General features: G+C 67.5%; 13 protein-coding genes and 2 pseudogenes. 10 read left to right on the top strand and 5 right to left on the bottom strand.

The features are described from left to right. Nucleotides 1-560: 560 nt before the first annotated feature. The 3 genes from ACFWZH_RS31265 (at nt 561) to ACFWZH_RS31275 (ending at nt 3,466) form a co-directional block, all read left to right on the top strand. A complete protein-coding gene (locus ACFWZH_RS31265; RefSeq protein ID WP_384438785.1) occupies nt 561-1,673 on the top strand; it encodes an ABC transporter substrate-binding protein in 1,113 nt (370 codons plus the stop codon). A gap of 575 nt (nt 1,674-2,248) precedes the next feature. Next, nucleotides 2,249-2,749: a gas vesicle protein GvpJ gene (gvpJ, locus tag ACFWZH_RS31270; protein ID WP_384438788.1), complete on the top strand. Its 501-nt coding sequence runs from the start codon at nt 2,249-2,251 to the stop codon at nt 2,747-2,749. A 3-nt stretch (nt 2,750-2,752) separates the two neighbouring features. Next, nucleotides 2,753-3,466, top strand: a complete 714-nt coding sequence (locus tag ACFWZH_RS31275; RefSeq protein ID WP_384438791.1) for a GvpL/GvpF family gas vesicle protein — start codon at nt 2,753-2,755, stop codon at nt 3,464-3,466. Nucleotides 3,467-4,084: 618 nt separating this feature from the next. Here the strand turns inward: ACFWZH_RS31275 and ACFWZH_RS31280 are convergent. From ACFWZH_RS31280 to ACFWZH_RS31290, 3 genes are all read right to left on the bottom strand, one after another. After that, a complete protein-coding gene (locus ACFWZH_RS31280; RefSeq protein WP_384438794.1) occupies nt 4,085-5,725 on the bottom strand; it encodes a hypothetical protein in 1,641 nt (546 codons plus the stop codon). Between the two features lie 53 nt (nt 5,726-5,778). After that, entirely contained in the window at nt 5,779-6,087 is a 309-nt protein-coding gene (locus ACFWZH_RS31285; protein WP_384438797.1) for a hypothetical protein, read from the bottom strand. A 346-nt stretch (nt 6,088-6,433) separates the two neighbouring features. Further along, entirely contained in the window at nt 6,434-7,072 is a 639-nt protein-coding gene (locus tag ACFWZH_RS31290) for a hypothetical protein (protein WP_384438800.1), read from the bottom strand. A 300-nt stretch (nt 7,073-7,372) separates the two neighbouring features. Between ACFWZH_RS31290 and ACFWZH_RS31295 the strand changes: the two are divergent. Then, nucleotides 7,373-7,673: pseudogene (locus tag ACFWZH_RS31295) on the top strand (IS701 family transposase); the annotation flags it as partial. Between the two features lie 329 nt (nt 7,674-8,002). Here ACFWZH_RS31295 and ACFWZH_RS31300 read toward each other — a convergent pair. Next, nucleotides 8,003-9,685, bottom strand: coding sequence for a flavin-containing monooxygenase (locus ACFWZH_RS31300; protein WP_384438803.1), 1,683 nt, complete (start codon nt 9,683-9,685; stop codon nt 8,003-8,005). A gap of 221 nt (nt 9,686-9,906) precedes the next feature. Between ACFWZH_RS31300 and ACFWZH_RS31305 the strand changes: the two are divergent. Beyond that, nucleotides 9,907-10,190 (top strand): annotated as a pseudogene (locus tag ACFWZH_RS31305) (ATP-binding protein); the annotation flags it as partial. 30 nt (nt 10,191-10,220) lie between these two features. After that, nucleotides 10,221-10,757, top strand: coding sequence for a YcxB family protein (locus ACFWZH_RS31310; protein ID WP_384438832.1), 537 nt, complete (start codon nt 10,221-10,223; stop codon nt 10,755-10,757). Here the strand turns inward: ACFWZH_RS31310 and ACFWZH_RS31315 are convergent. Then, the gene (locus tag ACFWZH_RS31315; protein ID WP_384438806.1) at nt 10,754-11,005 is read right to left on the bottom strand and encodes a hypothetical protein; all 252 of its coding nucleotides are present in this window, start codon (nt 11,003-11,005) and stop codon (nt 10,754-10,756) included. The two genes, ACFWZH_RS31310 and ACFWZH_RS31315, sit on opposite strands and share 4 nt — an antisense overlap. A gap of 441 nt (nt 11,006-11,446) precedes the next feature. Here ACFWZH_RS31315 and ACFWZH_RS31320 point away from each other — a divergent pair, with 441 nt between their 5' ends. The 4 genes from ACFWZH_RS31320 (at nt 11,447) to ACFWZH_RS31335 (ending at nt 13,954) form a co-directional block, all read left to right on the top strand. Beyond that, nucleotides 11,447-11,872 carry a hypothetical protein gene (locus ACFWZH_RS31320; RefSeq protein WP_384438809.1) on the top strand — a complete coding sequence of 142 codons (426 nt, stop codon included), beginning with the start codon at nt 11,447-11,449 and terminating at the stop codon, nt 11,870-11,872. A gap of 391 nt (nt 11,873-12,263) precedes the next feature. Beyond that, entirely contained in the window at nt 12,264-12,638 is a 375-nt protein-coding gene (locus ACFWZH_RS31325) for a hypothetical protein (protein ID WP_384438812.1), read from the top strand. Nucleotides 12,639-12,641: 3 nt separating this feature from the next. Next, a complete protein-coding gene (locus ACFWZH_RS31330; protein ID WP_384438815.1) occupies nt 12,642-13,775 on the top strand; it encodes a sigma-70 family RNA polymerase sigma factor in 1,134 nt (377 codons plus the stop codon). Next, nucleotides 13,772-13,954 (top strand): hypothetical protein, encoded by a 183-nt coding sequence (locus ACFWZH_RS31335; protein WP_384438817.1) that lies wholly within the window; start codon nt 13,772-13,774, stop codon nt 13,952-13,954. Before ACFWZH_RS31330 ends, ACFWZH_RS31335 begins: the two co-directional genes overlap by 4 nt. The last annotated feature ends 144 nt before the right edge of the window (nt 13,955-14,098 follow it).

A 14,098-nucleotide genomic window follows, 5' to 3' on the forward strand; every position in this document is an offset into this window, starting at 1 on the left:
CAGCGGCATTAGAATCAACAATAAGATCCGGACCCACACAAGCCGGGGCATCCGCCGCGAACAACCCTGGGGGGAATCCGGGGAGAATCCAGGACGGCCACCACGGCCACCACGGACTCCCCCGCCTCCAGCATCATCGAGGCGCAGGCGTGCCGCAGCACATGCGGAACGGTCCCGGCCCCGGGTATTGCCAGAGACCCTGTATCGCTTGCCCATACCGTAGCGAGCGGTTCCCTCCCGCTTCCCCGTCGGCCCACGGATTCGGTCCCCTGCTGTCCACGTGCACGCGAACGCGTCCGGCGCGGTACAGAGATACACCCCAGCCCGCAGGAGGGCGGGTGCCGACTGGAGTGCCGGGTTGCCGGGCCTCGCGTAATTCCAGGGGAAGTTGAAGGCTTGCTTCCCCTTCGAACGATCACTTGGATTTTCCAAGCTGCATGGCTACGCTGCCGCCACATGATCACAGCAGCCGGGGCGACGGACATGAGCTCCTACCGGGCCTTGCCACGCCGCGATCTGGGCAGACCGCAACCGCATCGTCACTCGGGAGACGCCCACGCATGAATACCCCACCACCGTCACCTGTTACGGAACGGACTGACGGATCAACCGTCCGGATCGGCGCGCTCGTGCCGCTGACCCGGCCTGGTTGGGTCAAGGCGGGCCAACACCTGCTCGCTGGGCTTGAGTTGGCCGTGAACGATGTCAATGACGCCGGCGGGATCGTCGGAAGGCCCCTTGAGCTGGTGGTCCGGGACACCGCGGCTGATCCGCAGAGGGCCGTGGCGGCCGTCGAGGAACTGACTCGCCTTGGCGTGGCCGCCTTGGCGGGTGAGTACCACAGCGTTGTCGCTCGCGCCGCTGCTACCAGGGCCGATGCCCTCGGCCTGCCGTACCTCTGCTCGTCAGCGGTTCTCGACGCGCTCACCGAACAGCCAACGGACTGGGTCGCGCGCCTCTCCCCGCCGCAGTCCCGCGGTTGGCAGGTCTACGCGGACTTCCTCCTCAGAGCGGGCCACAGCCGAATCGCCGTAGCAGCCCAGCCGAGTGTCTACTGGGCATCTGGGACCCGCATTCTGCGGGACCATCTCGCTCCACGCGGCGGCACCGTCATCGAACTCGACATGAGCGCGCTCACCCCCGCGGCCGTGTGCGACGCACTCGTCGACCATCGCGCAACCGCCCTCCTTCTTCTGGTCGGCCACCCGGAGCCGGCGGTGTCGATCGTCAAGTCCGTCCGCCGCGACCGGCGCCTCACCGAGATCTTGATCGGTGCTCCGGCCGGGCAACCGGAGTTCGCCGAATGGGCGGCATTGTCGGGCGACGACGGCACCGCGGTCCCGTTCTTGCGCTACCTGCCCGAGCGCCTGACCCCACTCGGTGCACGAGTCGAGACGGCCCTCCGAGAGCGGCTGGGCGAAGCGCCCTCCTTCGTCGCCTTCGAGGGCTACGACACGGTCACCGTCCTCGCCGAAGTGCTGCGTTCTCACGGCGTGGACCGGGCGCGCATTGCCGCATCCTGGCCGCGCCTCGCAGTCGAAGGCACCCGCGGTCAGATCCAGTTCGCCCGCACGCCAGGCATCAGCGTGTGGCAATGGGCCTCGGCGCCGGTCCAAGTCGTTGATCGGGATCCGGCGGAACCCGATCGTCTTCGGATTCTTCACGCCAGTTGAGAGGACTGATGTCCTGTGCCCCCAGATCGCAGGGCACCAGCTCGAAGCAGGAGCACGCGGACTGTCGGTGGCGACTGAGCGCGCCTCAGAGGTCGTAGGGGGCGGTGCCCCAGGACTGTCGGCGAGAGACGGTGGGCGGCAGCATCCACGCCGCCCGCGCCCTGCTCAGTCTCCGAGGCACGCGATGCTCTGGAGGTCGCAACCGTCGAAAACCATGGTGCCGCTGCCTGGACACCAGGGCGGCGGCTGGGCACTGCCGCCACCCCGAAACGGCCGGACACACACCTCCGAAGAACAAAAGCCGCAGGTCAGCGGCATCGTTATCCAACACTCCCGCCCCCCTCGATCGAGTGCGACGGCCGCCAGCCGCGCCGCAGCACCGTCCGGTGCACGCACCAGCAGGCGCCCGATCGCGCGAGCGCGGCATTAGCCGTAGACAGGAACTAGGAGCGAAAACCAGCAGGACCACGGCACCCGCTAGTGAGCCTGCGGACGGGGCACGTGCGGCAGACCAGTGCCGATGTCCACGGGCCCCGTTCCCACGCCCGCGAGGTGTGCCGACGAAGGGAGGCACCGTGACTGTGGTGCCGCAAGGCGGAGGACCTGTTTCCCGAGGCGGCGGGGGCTCCGGCAGTCTCTACGACATCCTCGACCTGATCTTGGACCGAGGTCTGGTCATCGACATCTTCGCCCGGGTGTCGCTGGTCGGCATCGAGATCCTCAAGATCGATGCCCGCATCGTCGTGGCCAGCGTCGACACCTACCTCCGGTTCGCGGAGGCCTGCAACCGGCTCGATCTGGAGGCCGGAGCCAAGAAGCCCCAAGGCCTGCCGGACATGGTCGGTGAGATCACCGAGGGCGGCTCGCAGGGCAAACCGAAGGGAGCCCTCAGCGGCGCCGTCGAAGCGGTGAGCGACGCCCTCAAAGGGGGCGGTGGTGACGAGGACGACGAGGAGTCCCAGGAGTCCGAGGAGTCCCAGAAGTCCCAGGAGTCCGAGGACGAGGAGAGCCGCAAGGAGCCCGTGAGAAAGCGCGAGCGGCCGGCCCGTCGGCCGGTCGGGCGCCGAAAGGAATGAGCGATGGCCGTCTATGTCTACTCCATCGTCGCGAGCACCCACCCGCAGCGCTTGGACGGCCTCGACGGCGTCGGCGACCCGCCCGGCAAGCTGCGCACGGTATCCGCCGGGAAGCTGTCCGCCGTCGTCAGCGAAGCACCCGAGGACCTGCGGGCCAAGCGCCGCGACCTCAGCGCGCACCAGGCCGTCCAAGAGCGGCTGATGGCCGACGGCACAGTCCTGCCACTGCAGTTCGGCTTCACGGCCACGGACGACGACGCTGTCCGCACGGTGCTGGAGGAGGATGCGGACGGCTTCACCGAGCGACTACGGTCGCTGGAAGGCTGCATCGAGTACCACCTCAAGGCCGCCCAGGACGAAGACGCGCTGCTCCGCCAGATCCTCGCCGCATCCGACGAGGCACGCAGCCTCAACGAGCAGATCAAAAGCGGCCACGGCGGTCCAGACCTGCCCCTCACCCTCGGTGAAAAGGTCGCCCGGGAAGTACAAGCCCGCCAGGACCGTCTCTCCACGTCGATCGTCGAGACGCTGCGCAGCCTGACCCGGGACGAGCGCATGACACAGCCAACGGGCGACGACTTCCTGAGCGTGTCCTTCCTGGTCGCCCGGGAACACGAAGACCGCTTCCGCACCACCGAGAAGGAACTCGCCGACGAACTGGGTGCCGACCTCGACCTGCGCCTGCGCGGCCCACTGCCCACCTACAGCTTCGTCTAGGGAACGTCCGACGGGCTGGTGAGGGGCTCCTCCACAGGGTGTTCCGGGTGCTGGGACAGGTGGGGACCGTGAGGAGAGGGCGGCGGACGAGGGTGTGGACGGCGGAGGACGGAAGCAGGTGCGGCATGTGCCCAGTCGATGAGTCGCGTGACCTGGACCGGGAGCTGACCCGCGAGGCCGCCTGGTGGCAAGCTCCGTGAGCCCGCAAGGTACTGCCGGCGCTGGAGTCCGCGGCCGGGGGAACCAAACTGAATCGCGGTCGCGGTCGCGGCCGGCCGGTGCCCGGCAACCGCAACGACTGCACGACGTGAGCGCTGTCGGGCACGAAGGACGCCGTCGGCAGGACCACGGCATCGCGGATGGCGGCTACCGGGGCACCGGGCCGGTCCTGCTGAACGCGCCGACGCTCGCTCGTCAGGCCGTGGTCAGTGGACCGGCATTGGCCGCAATCAGCGTGCCGCCGATGCCATTGCCGAAGGGGCGATGAAGACGGGGCAGCTGTGGCATCTGCAGTCTTGCGCCAGCCTTCGCCCGTGAGGAACGTGGCGTCCACCCGGGCGGCCTACGAGCGACAGCCCGTAGGCCGCCCCGCGACCACCGACACACCTGCGCGATCGCCTACTCGATGACCCGCGGCACCGTGTTGCGCCGCGGCAGCCAGGTCTCCTCCTCCTCGACCAGATAGTTACGACGGCGGTCGTCGCGGCCCGCGCCGCCCGTACGACGCTGTGCCCCCGCCCCGTTCATACCTGGGGCGCCCGGTGTCCCGCCGGTGGTGGACCGGGTCCGGGTCCCCGCGGTGCCGCCGCGGCTGCGGTGCAGCCCGGATCCACCCTGGGCCGGGGCCTGTGCCGCACCGCCGGACGGGGTGCCGACCGTGCCGCCGGGAGTGCGCGACCCGCCGGGGCCGCGGCCCGCCGTGGCTCCCTTGCCTGCGGTGCCCATGCCACCGCCGCCCGCCGTACCGGGCATGCCTGGGCGGCCGGCGCCCGGACCCGAGCCCGTACGCCCTCCGGACGCGCCGCCCGGCGCCCCCGGGACGGAACGCGCCCCGGCGCCCGGCGGCGGGACCGAGCGCGGACCCGATCCGCCGGTCCCCCTGCCGGAGGGCCCCAACCCGCCTGATATACCCGGCAGTCCGCCCGTGTAGCCGCCGCTGCCGGTACTGCCGCCGGGGGTGCCTGATCCCCCGTTGTGCCCGGGGTAGCCGGGTCCGGAGAGGCCGCCGCCACCCATCATCGAGGGGGCGTCCGTGCTGGGGAAGCTGTCGAGCCCGGTGCTGACCGGCGGCGTGTGGTGCCCACCGCCTCCGGACCACCCGGAGCCGTGGGACGCGCCGGGCACGTCCGGCGGCGACCACCCCGGCCCATGCAGCTCACCGGCTCCCCCGGACGGGCTCCCCAAGGCCCCCGAGGGCGCCCCACCGGAGATCAACCCGCTCGGCGACATGCCTCCGCCGGGCAGGCCGCCCTTGGGGATCGGCATGCCGCCCTTGGGGCCGCCGGACGGCCGTTTGCCCGGGGACCGGGGGCCCTTGATGTCCTCGGGCGGCTTGAGGTTGCTGGTGTGCTTCTTGTACGACGTGGCCAGCTTCTCCATGGCCAACGCGGCTTCGAGGGCCTGCCGCTGGAACTTGGGCATCCACAGATCCCCACGTGCCAGGTCACCGTCGTTATCCGGTTTCCACAGGGAGAGGATGTCTTCCGTACTCATCCCACTGGCGAGGTCCTCCTGCACCTGCTTATAGGCATCGCCAAGCCGTCGATAGCGGTCGCGGCCTATGAATAGGGACCGCAACTCGAGAGCGGGATCGTCGAAAACACCTTGCTGAATCGCCCGCTCGTACTCGATATACGGCGATCCCCACGCCGGCGGGTCCCAGTCGATCTTCCGCATTGCCCCCACGGCGTGCTGCAAGTCCTCGGCGGCCTCCTTCATCGTGCCGGAGACGTTCTTCGCGAACGTCGCGCCGCGCCCGATGTCCTCGATGACCTTGCCGGCCTCTTCGGAGAACTTCTCGGCGGATGTGCCGTGCCAGGTCTCCCGCACCTTCTTCACGGCCTTGACCAGTCTCCCCCGGACACTGGCCCCGTCGTCGCCTTCCTCGCCCACCAGTTGGTCGTGGACGTCCAGCCAGTTCTTCGCGACGTCATAGACATGGTCCACATCGGCGTAGCCGAGCATCCAGTGGAGATTCGACCCTGACTGCGTGTTGAAATCCGTGTCGAAGGGCTTGAGGCTTCTCTCCGAACCCGACATTCCCGCTCCCCGTCCCCGCTTCTTTCCTGTCCCTGTTCCGTACGCGTCCGCCGCTACCTCACGGCATTCTCTGCCTCGGCGTCGTCGTACGCCCCTTTGACCTTCTTGGTCTTCTGCCCGAAGTCATCGATCAGCTTCTCCAACGGACCGATGACATCGTGCTTGAGGTGGTCGGCCATCTTGTCGTGCGCGTCGTACAACTCCTGCTGCTCGGAAAAATTCACACCCAGGGCTCCCGGAGCCAGATAGGTGTTGTTCTCCGCCGTGCGCCTAGGACCGCCCATATCGCGCAGGATTTCGTTGAGTTCCCGTACGACCTGGTCCAAAGCGTCCAGATCGACTCGATACTGCTCCTTGGCCATGACAGGCCCCCCGTTCCGCTCCCATGAAAGTGTTCCCGGAGATTCTCTCCGGTGATCAATGCTTTGGCCCGACACGACAGTTGGCTGACACCAGGTTGCCGCCGCCCTCGTATATGGAACCCGCGATCGTCATGTCATTCAGTTTCCAAGATCCGCCAGATGCACGGCGGTGTCGAATGCATGACGTGGTCAACCCGCAGCCTTCCGACGGGCCGAACGCCCGGCCACGGACCGTAGGGCGGGCCCCACCCGGTCCGTGAATACCCTTCCCCGGAAGGGGCCTACGGTGCGGCTGGACCGGACCGCCCGCTTCACTTCGCCTGAGGTGAAGCTCGTTTGACGCCACTCAGCCAACGAGTTTCAGGTAGAAATAAAAGGGGATGTCACCGCCACAGTCTGCAGCACCCCCACTGCGCCCCATAGTCATATTCGACCGGAAATAGACCCTCTTCTGACTGTCGAGCTTGACCGACTTGTTTATCTTGAAAGTCGCGCTGTGGTCTCGAGCGTCACCGGGAATGGGGTGCGGGTCCCAGCGGGTTCGCCAAACCGTGCCGCCGTTGCCGCGCACCAAGTACTGCCCCTGAGCGTTGGACTCGACGCGGGTGCGATAGGTGATCCTTATCGACTTGACGTAGATCTCCTTCTTGGTGACCTTTCCGAGGTCCCACTTGGCGAAACCTATGAGCCAGGCATCATTCCTGCAGCCGGCCTTGTCACTTGAGTCGTCCTCCACAGTGCCGCTGTGCACAGTACGCGGGCCACCCACCTTGATCTTGTTCTCGAAGCCGTAGCGGTGCACTTCCGCGGAGGCCGAACCGGCACCGAGCGATGCGGCCAGGGCCATCGCTCCCGCCACCGCCAAAAGAGAACGGCGTCGATTAGTCAGACCGAGCATGATGAGCCTCTCCCAATGAATGTATTCGCTGTGCAGGCGCATCCATTGCGAGCGCCCGCATTTCATTCTGACCTCGCAGGTGTTCATTGAGAAGGTTTCATTGATGCGGACAAGGGCGTGATTGATGCACTCGCCTGCATCAATGTGGACGGCTGATCGTCCGTCTGCCGTGAGGAGGAACGTGATGAACGAACGAGTACGCGTCAGGTGCGCGCGCCTGCTGCTGGTCCAGCACTGGTCAATCCAGCCGGAGACGAGCGGCCCGGCCCAGCATCCAACGCCGTTGCCAGTACGCGTAGTTGGCCATGGTCAAACTTGCAGCGGGCGCCGCCGGGGGCCTTGGAGGCCAGGGCCTGCCGAGCGCCTGAAGCCAACGCCAAAGAGCCGCGGATCTACGACTGGGCTGCCGCCAGCCTGCCCGCCCTCGCAGATTTCGACGGCGACCAGCCCACCCACCGCCGGTGGGTGCCGGCCCGCCGCAACCTGCCCCGGTCCGACGAGATCGCCTACTTCCTCGCCCACGCGCCAGCGGCAAGCGGCAAGCGGCACCACGGTCACGGAACTGGTACGGCTCGCCGGCACCCGACGGGCCATCGAGGAGTGCTTCCAGGCCGCGAAGAACGAATGCGGTCTCGACCAGTACGAAGTTCGCCGCTATCCGGGCTGGTATCGGCACCTCACCATGGCAGAGGTCCGCCGATTCGTGGTGGTTCTCCTTCCCCGCCCCCAGCCCCACATCGAGCCAGTCACACACGCCCTGAACTGGTCACGCTGGTGAGGCCGTCACCAAGCCACCGCCCGCCACTGCCGCTGCCGCTACCGCTACCGCTACCGAAGAAGAACGAGCTCAGGCAACCAGGCGAAGCCGTGCGTCCCTCCGCTTGTTCGCCGTCCCCGCGGGCAGAAGCCGGGCCCGAGCAATGGGCGAGCCTCTTCCACGAGCCACGGGTCGGCACGGGGAACTGGCGCATTCGAGGAGATCGACGTCCCGGCACGACTCATGTCCATGCCCCCATGTCACAGACCAAGGGACGACTGGGGAGCAGAGCGCCGGGTCGAGACGGCCTTGGAGGAGGGAGGGGTGGAGAGCGTGAAGCTGGTGTAGCCGTTCCGGGTCTCCGCGTCGCACTTCTCCCGGTACCGGTCCAGTCCGCCCGTGTAGGCCAGGAACCCCCTGGGCTTGCCGGCTATGTTGGCGCCCGTGTACCAGGATGCCACCGCTGGGTAGAGCGTCCGGGCGGCGAGCTCTGCCACGTGGGCGCACCAGTCCGCCTCGGCCGCCGGGGTGGCGTCGATCTCCGTGAAGCCGTGCCCCCGCAGATAGGCGATGCAGTCGGTGATCCACTCCACCTGCTGTTCCAGAGATACCGGGATGTTGGTGAGTACGGAGGGGCTGAGGGGACCGAGGACGGTGAAGAGGTTGGGAAAGCCAGCCGATACGAGCCCCAGGTGGCTTCGTGGGCCGTCCACCCACTTCTCCCGTAGCGTCACGCCGTTCTTCCCCACGATGTCGAAGGCGAGCTGTGAGCCGGTCAGGGCGTCGAAACCAGTGGCGAAGACGATCGCATCGAGGATGTGTTCCCCGTCCGATGTGCGGATGCCCCGGCGGGTGATCGTTTCGATCGGGGTCGTGCGCAGGTCCACCAACTTCACGTGCGGCAGGTTGTAGGTGGCGTAGTACCCGGTGTCCAGGCAAGGGCGCTTGGTCGCGAACGGGTACGTACGTGGGGACAGCAGTTCGGCCGTCGCCGGGTCCGTGACGGTCGACCGAATCTTGGACCGGACGAACTCCGCCACGGTCTCGTTGGCCTTCTCGTCGGTCAGGATGTCGGTGTAGGTGCGCAGCAGTCCGCTCAGCAGCCCCGAGGCCCACGCTGTCTCGTAGGTGGCCGTGCGTTCCGCCTCCCCCGTCTCCAGGGCCGACCGGGTCGGCGGTTCGAAGACAGTCCCGCCCCGAGACAGCCGTTGGGCCTGCCGGAACTCCGGGTAGCGGGCCTTGAGCTCGGCGACTTCCGTGCTCCGCAGCGGGCGGTTGTGGGCCGGCAGCGCGTAGGCAGGGGTGCGTTGGAAGACGGTGAGTGCGGCCGCCTGCTCGGCGATGACGGGAATGGTCTGGACACCGGAGCATCCGGTGCCGATCACGGCGACCTTCTTGCCGGTGAAGGAGACGTCCTCGTGTGGCCAGCGGGCGGTGTGGTACGTAGAGCCCGTGAAGCTGTCGGCCCCGGGGATTCCGGGGTCCTTGGGAACGGACATGCAGCCCGACGCCAGAATGACGAACCGCGTGGTGACGGTTCGTCCGGTGTCCGTGGAGACGCTCCAGAGGTGTCTGTCCTCGTCGTATGCGGCGCGGGTGACGCGGGTGTTCAGCACGACGTCCCTGCGCAGGTCGAACCGGTCCGCGACGTGGTGGACATAGCGCAGGATCTCCGGTTGTGACGCGTAGCGCTCACTCCACACCCAGTCCTGGTCCAGCTCAGGGGAGAAGGAGTAGGAGTACGACGTGCTCTCGACGTCGCAACGGGCGCCGGGGTACCGGTTCCAGTACCAGGTCCCGCCGATGTCGTCACCGGCTTCGAAGACCACTGTCCGTAAGCCGAGTCCGCGCAGGCGGTGGAGTTGGTAGAGGCCGGAGAGCCCGGCCCCGACGACGACGGCGTCAACCGGGTGGGCGGCGGAAGGGGTTGGGGCGGTGTCCATCGGATTCTCCTGTCTCCCCCAGGTGACATGGGGGCCCTTGCCGAGCGCGGGCGTACGCCTGGTCGCACCACTGCCATCCGTGCGCCAATTGCCGTTAGGCAACCATCGCTTGACCGCGAATTTACCTTCACCTCGAGGGTAAGGTCCAGGCAAAGAAGGGGGCGAGGGGGCGTTAGTGGTGGCCATGCGGGCCACCTCGTAGCGCTGATCCGGTGGCACGTTGGATCAAGAAGAGCCAGCCGCTCTGCTTGATCGGCAATTCCGGCACCGGCACCGGCACCGGCAAGTCCCCCATGCTGATCAGCCTGGGCACCGAGGCCACGATGAGCGGGGCTGTCGCGTCCGCTACACACTCGCGACGAAGCCGGCGAACGAGCTGGTCGAGGCCGCCGACGAGAAGCAGCTGAACAAGACCATCACCCGCTACGGCCGTGCCGACCTGCGCTGCATCGACGAGCCGGGCTACAGGGAACTCGACCGCCACGACACCGAACCGCTCTGGCGGGCCGGGCGCGGACCTGTAGGCTCCGCGCCCGTGGACGCCATACGACAGACAACCATCGCCTTCAGCGGAATCCTGACTCGGGAGGAGTTCGACGAGGCCGTCGCAGCGATCGGATGGTTCCGGCGCCTGCGGTGGCTCAGCATCGTGGCTGCGGTCCTGATGGCGACGCTGGGCCTGAGGCACGCCGCTCACGGCGACCCGGTCAACTCCGGCCTGCTGATGCTCGCTCTGGTCTACGGTGTGCTCGGCCTGTTCCTACCCCCGCTGCTCGCCGGCCGCATGTTCCGCACCGACCAGGCCACGGGGGAGAAGCAGGTCGTCGTCGACGACGCCGGCTTCGTCGTCTCCCGCGGCTCCGAGGAGCTCATGCGGGTGCCATGGCGCACCATGTACCGCTCCTACGAGACGGAGCGGGTCTACGTCGCGACGGGCCGCGTCGGCTGGAAGACCAGCCTGCTGATCGTGCCCAAGCGGCTGCTCACCGGGGCCGGCGAGACCGAGCTGATGGGCGTTCTGCTGGAGACCCGGGCCCGCCGCTCCAAGAGCCGCCGGACACAAGGCCGCTAGTGACCTGAGTCGGAGATCCGGTGGCAGTGGGCGGCGACCTTGTCGAGGGAGGGGGCTGGCTCCAGTGGCGGTGCCGCCTGGCCCCCGGTGGCGGCGGCCACCACTGCGATGCGCCCCTGCGGCCCGTAGATGCGGGGCCGGCCGGAGCGCTTCACCTCGGCCAGAGCGGCCAGGCCACCGGCAGCGAACCGGCCCCGCCACTTGCGAGGCCGGCCGCCTTCCTGGTCGCCGAGGGGGGACGACGACATCAGCCACGAGCGCCTTCGGGCCACAAGGAGCAGGGCAGCATGATCCGCCGCTACATCATCTGACGGAACAAGCACCCCGCCGACGAACGCCCACGCAAGGTGGTCAACAGGGCGAACGTTGCCTGATGCAGCGCTTGGACATGCATCACACTCAGCGGCGGTCGTGCAGCCGCAAGACCGTCTTTCCGGTCAGGGGCGGCACGTCGGCCGGATTCCGTGTCCGAGCGTGGCGATCTCCTTGGGTCCTGTCGGGCCCCGACGCCATCGTTTCCGGCTTCACGGCCACGTCAGGGCACTCACGGACCCATGCGACAACCCGCACGCCTTCGACTCGAACAAGGCGAAAATTTGTCTGAAATTAGGTCGTGCCAGTGATTGATCCTTTGTACTGTCAGACCCCTTCAGACCACTTCAGACCACTACTGATACGGGGGAATCTCCATGATTCGTCGTGCCTCACTGGCAGCCGCCGCGTGTGCGGCCGTCGGCTTCTCGCTTCTCACCGTTCCGGCTCACGCGGCCGGAACGGAGGCGACGCCCACCCACGCGTCGCAGAAGTTGGCGTCAGGGTCGGACCATGTCAAGTGCACCAGCTTGAGCAAGGGCCAACTCTGCATCGCCATGAACAGCCGGCCGCAGTCCATCGATGTCTTCTACACCAAAAAGGGTGGCGCGAACATCAAGGCCCAGCTCGGGTATCGCATGAACGGTTCGTCGTCGTACGACAGGCTGGAGACCATCAGCGACGGCGACCGGGCCACCAGCACGTGGAAGATGAGCTGGCCCTGCAAGAGCGCCGTTGGCCTGATCAAGGTCCAGGGGCAGGGGACCTTCGAAACCCCGTCGGCGACGTTCCCGGGCTGCTGATGATGTAGCACAGGAGAACAAGGGGGAAGTGAGCCGGGGGCAAGGCGGAGGATCGAGGATCTTCCTCGTCCTCGTACTGGGCGTACTCGGGCGGCTCCAGCAATCCAGCGAGACGCCGAAGTTGTCGTCGCAGCCCGTGAAGATCGGCCGGACAGGGCTAGCACACGCCACCGACAACACCACCCCAAGGGGCCCGCCAGGAGCGGGCCCCTTTCGCATGTCCGCACGCGCCCGCCAGGAGCAGGCGCCCACCGCATCAGCAGCACACCATGAGCGACATCTCGACGAGCAGCGCCCCCGCCGCGGCGCCGCAGGGAAGTTCGGGTGAACCAGTCCGCGGGTCGAAGGCCTTACCGGGGTGAAGGCACACACGACAGCTGAGGGAGCGGGCATGGTGGTTCAGATGATCCGAGCGGCGCTGTCGCTCGCAGGCGGCACCCGGCAAGGAAGGGAAGGCGGCATGTGGCACGCGATCCGGATCTGGGTCGAGGGCAAGAACGCGGCAACGTTCGAGCGAGAGCGGCGTACGACCCTGCTCACGGCGCCGCTGGCAATTCAGCAAGGCGGCAGGGTCTACGACCGGCGGGCCGACGGAAGCATCCTGGAGATCACCGTCCCCGTGCAGGAGCGGCTGGACGTCATCGTCGGTGGGTCCGTCCGCCGCGATGGCGCTGGTGGGTCCGTCCGCCGCGATGGCGCTGTATCGGAGTCCCCAGAAGTGCTCGGTGCCCGTCACCACGCTCTGACCACGGCTGAGGAGAAGTGATCCATGCCCATCTCTCCTCCGCCGGCGCGGCCGTTGACGGCTCGCCGCGCTGAGCTTCCAGCAGACACCTGGCTGTACAGGGTCCATCGCAAGCGCTTCTCATCGACAGCGTTCAACCCCCGACCGGCGGACATCTTCACAGGCGGGCGCTTCGACGGTACTCCGGAGGATCCGTACCCCTTTCTCTATGCGGCGCGGACTCCCGAGGCGGCCGTGGCGGACACGCTGCTGAGGGCGCTGCCGTTCAGCGACGTTGGTGCGATGCGGTTGGTGCCATCGGCGGCGGTTGTGGACCGTCAGCTCACTCAGGTGCGCACCGCCGAGCCTCTCCTGCTCATCGACCTGACGACGGCGGAGTCGCTCGCCGCCGCCGGGGCTTCCTCCGAACTCGTCCTCTCCGACGACTTCGTTCGCGCACGGGCCTGGTCCTCGGTGCTACGTCAACATAATCCTTGGGCCCAGGGGCTCCTGTGGCCCTCGCGCTACGGCCGTGGACACCATCAGGTGGTGCTCTTCGGGGATCGCTGCGCCCCTCACACCCTCATTGAGCACACCAACTGGCCACTTGAGGAGCGCGCCAACGCGCTTCTGGCCGGTGTGAGGGCTGTGGTCCCACCCCCTCACCGACCGGCCAAGAACTTCGACGCCTTCTTCAAGGCCCACTTCCTGCAGATCTGTCGCATCCTCAACGCTCGGCAGAACGACTGGGAGCTCGCGCAGGAGGCAGCCAGCCGGGCCTTCGAAATCGCCTACCGTAAGTGGCCGGAAGTGAGTGAACATCCCCATCCCGTCGCCTGGGTGGCTTTCACCGGCCGACGCATCCTGAATCGGGCGTATCAGAAGCTGGCTTCCCGCCCGGAGCGCCCGTTGAACGACGCGGATACGGGCATGCCTTGCGCCGACCTCGATGTTGCGTCTACGACGGTGGACAAGATCGCGTTGGACACCGCGATCGGGAACCTGACGCGAGACAAGCGCGAGTGCCTGGTCATGCACTACGTGCACGGGTACGCCGTCAACGAGATCGCCGAGTTGCTGAACATCCCCCCTGGCACGGTGAAGAGCCGGCTCAGCGCGGCCCGCAAGGATCTCAGGGACTCACTCGGCTACGACTTCCGCGAGGGAGGCACGCGATGAAGCACGACGCCGAACTCCACGTTGACGGGTTCGACCAGACCTTGTCCGACGAAGAGGTACTCAGCCACCTGGCCGAGCTCCGGCACCGCGTCACCTCGCGCACGCCGCTCCTCGACGATGACGACTACGAGGCGGCCGTCGAGGAGGCGGCTGACGAGATCACCGGGCTCTTCAGCTGAGCACGACCGCTTTGACGTGTGGGTGAAAGCCGTCGAGGTCGGGGGTGTCGCGGGCGGCGGCCGGGCCGCGGAGCCGCTCGCGGCCGCCGGCTATCTCGACGTCGGCGGCGCGCGCTCCGAGGGGCCTGGACGATTGTCCAGGCC

It is taken from the genome of Streptomyces sp. NPDC059008 (assembly GCF_042749045.1).
Classification (GTDB): Bacteria; Actinomycetota; Actinomycetes; order Streptomycetales; family Streptomycetaceae; genus Streptomyces.

What these genes read in the sequence shown, in the direction of transcription:
- ACFWZH_RS31265 (WP_384438785.1), top strand. Translation starts at nt 561, where the DNA reads ATGAATACCCCACCACCGTCACCTGTTACGGAACGGACTGACGGATCA.
- ACFWZH_RS31275 (WP_384438791.1), top strand. Translation starts at nt 2,753, where the DNA reads ATGGCCGTCTATGTCTACTCCATCGTCGCGAGCACCCACCCGCAGCGC.
- ACFWZH_RS31280 (WP_384438794.1), bottom strand. Translation starts at nt 5,725, where the DNA reads ATGTCGGGTTCGGAGAGAAGCCTCAAGCCCTTCGACACGGATTTCAAC.
- ACFWZH_RS31285 (WP_384438797.1), bottom strand. Translation starts at nt 6,087, where the DNA reads ATGGCCAAGGAGCAGTATCGAGTCGATCTGGACGCTTTGGACCAGGTC.
- ACFWZH_RS31290 (WP_384438800.1), bottom strand. Translation starts at nt 7,072, where the DNA reads ATGAACACCTGCGAGGTCAGAATGAAATGCGGGCGCTCGCAATGGATG.
- ACFWZH_RS31300 (WP_384438803.1), bottom strand. Translation starts at nt 9,685, where the DNA reads ATGGACACCGCCCCAACCCCTTCCGCCGCCCACCCGGTTGACGCCGTC.
- ACFWZH_RS31315 (WP_384438806.1), bottom strand. Translation starts at nt 11,005, where the DNA reads ATGTCGTCGTCCCCCCTCGGCGACCAGGAAGGCGGCCGGCCTCGCAAG.
- ACFWZH_RS31320 (WP_384438809.1), top strand. Translation starts at nt 11,447, where the DNA reads ATGATTCGTCGTGCCTCACTGGCAGCCGCCGCGTGTGCGGCCGTCGGC.
- ACFWZH_RS31325 (WP_384438812.1), top strand. Translation starts at nt 12,264, where the DNA reads ATGGTGGTTCAGATGATCCGAGCGGCGCTGTCGCTCGCAGGCGGCACC.
- ACFWZH_RS31330 (WP_384438815.1), top strand. Translation starts at nt 12,642, where the DNA reads ATGCCCATCTCTCCTCCGCCGGCGCGGCCGTTGACGGCTCGCCGCGCT.
- ACFWZH_RS31335 (WP_384438817.1), top strand. Translation starts at nt 13,772, where the DNA reads ATGAAGCACGACGCCGAACTCCACGTTGACGGGTTCGACCAGACCTTG.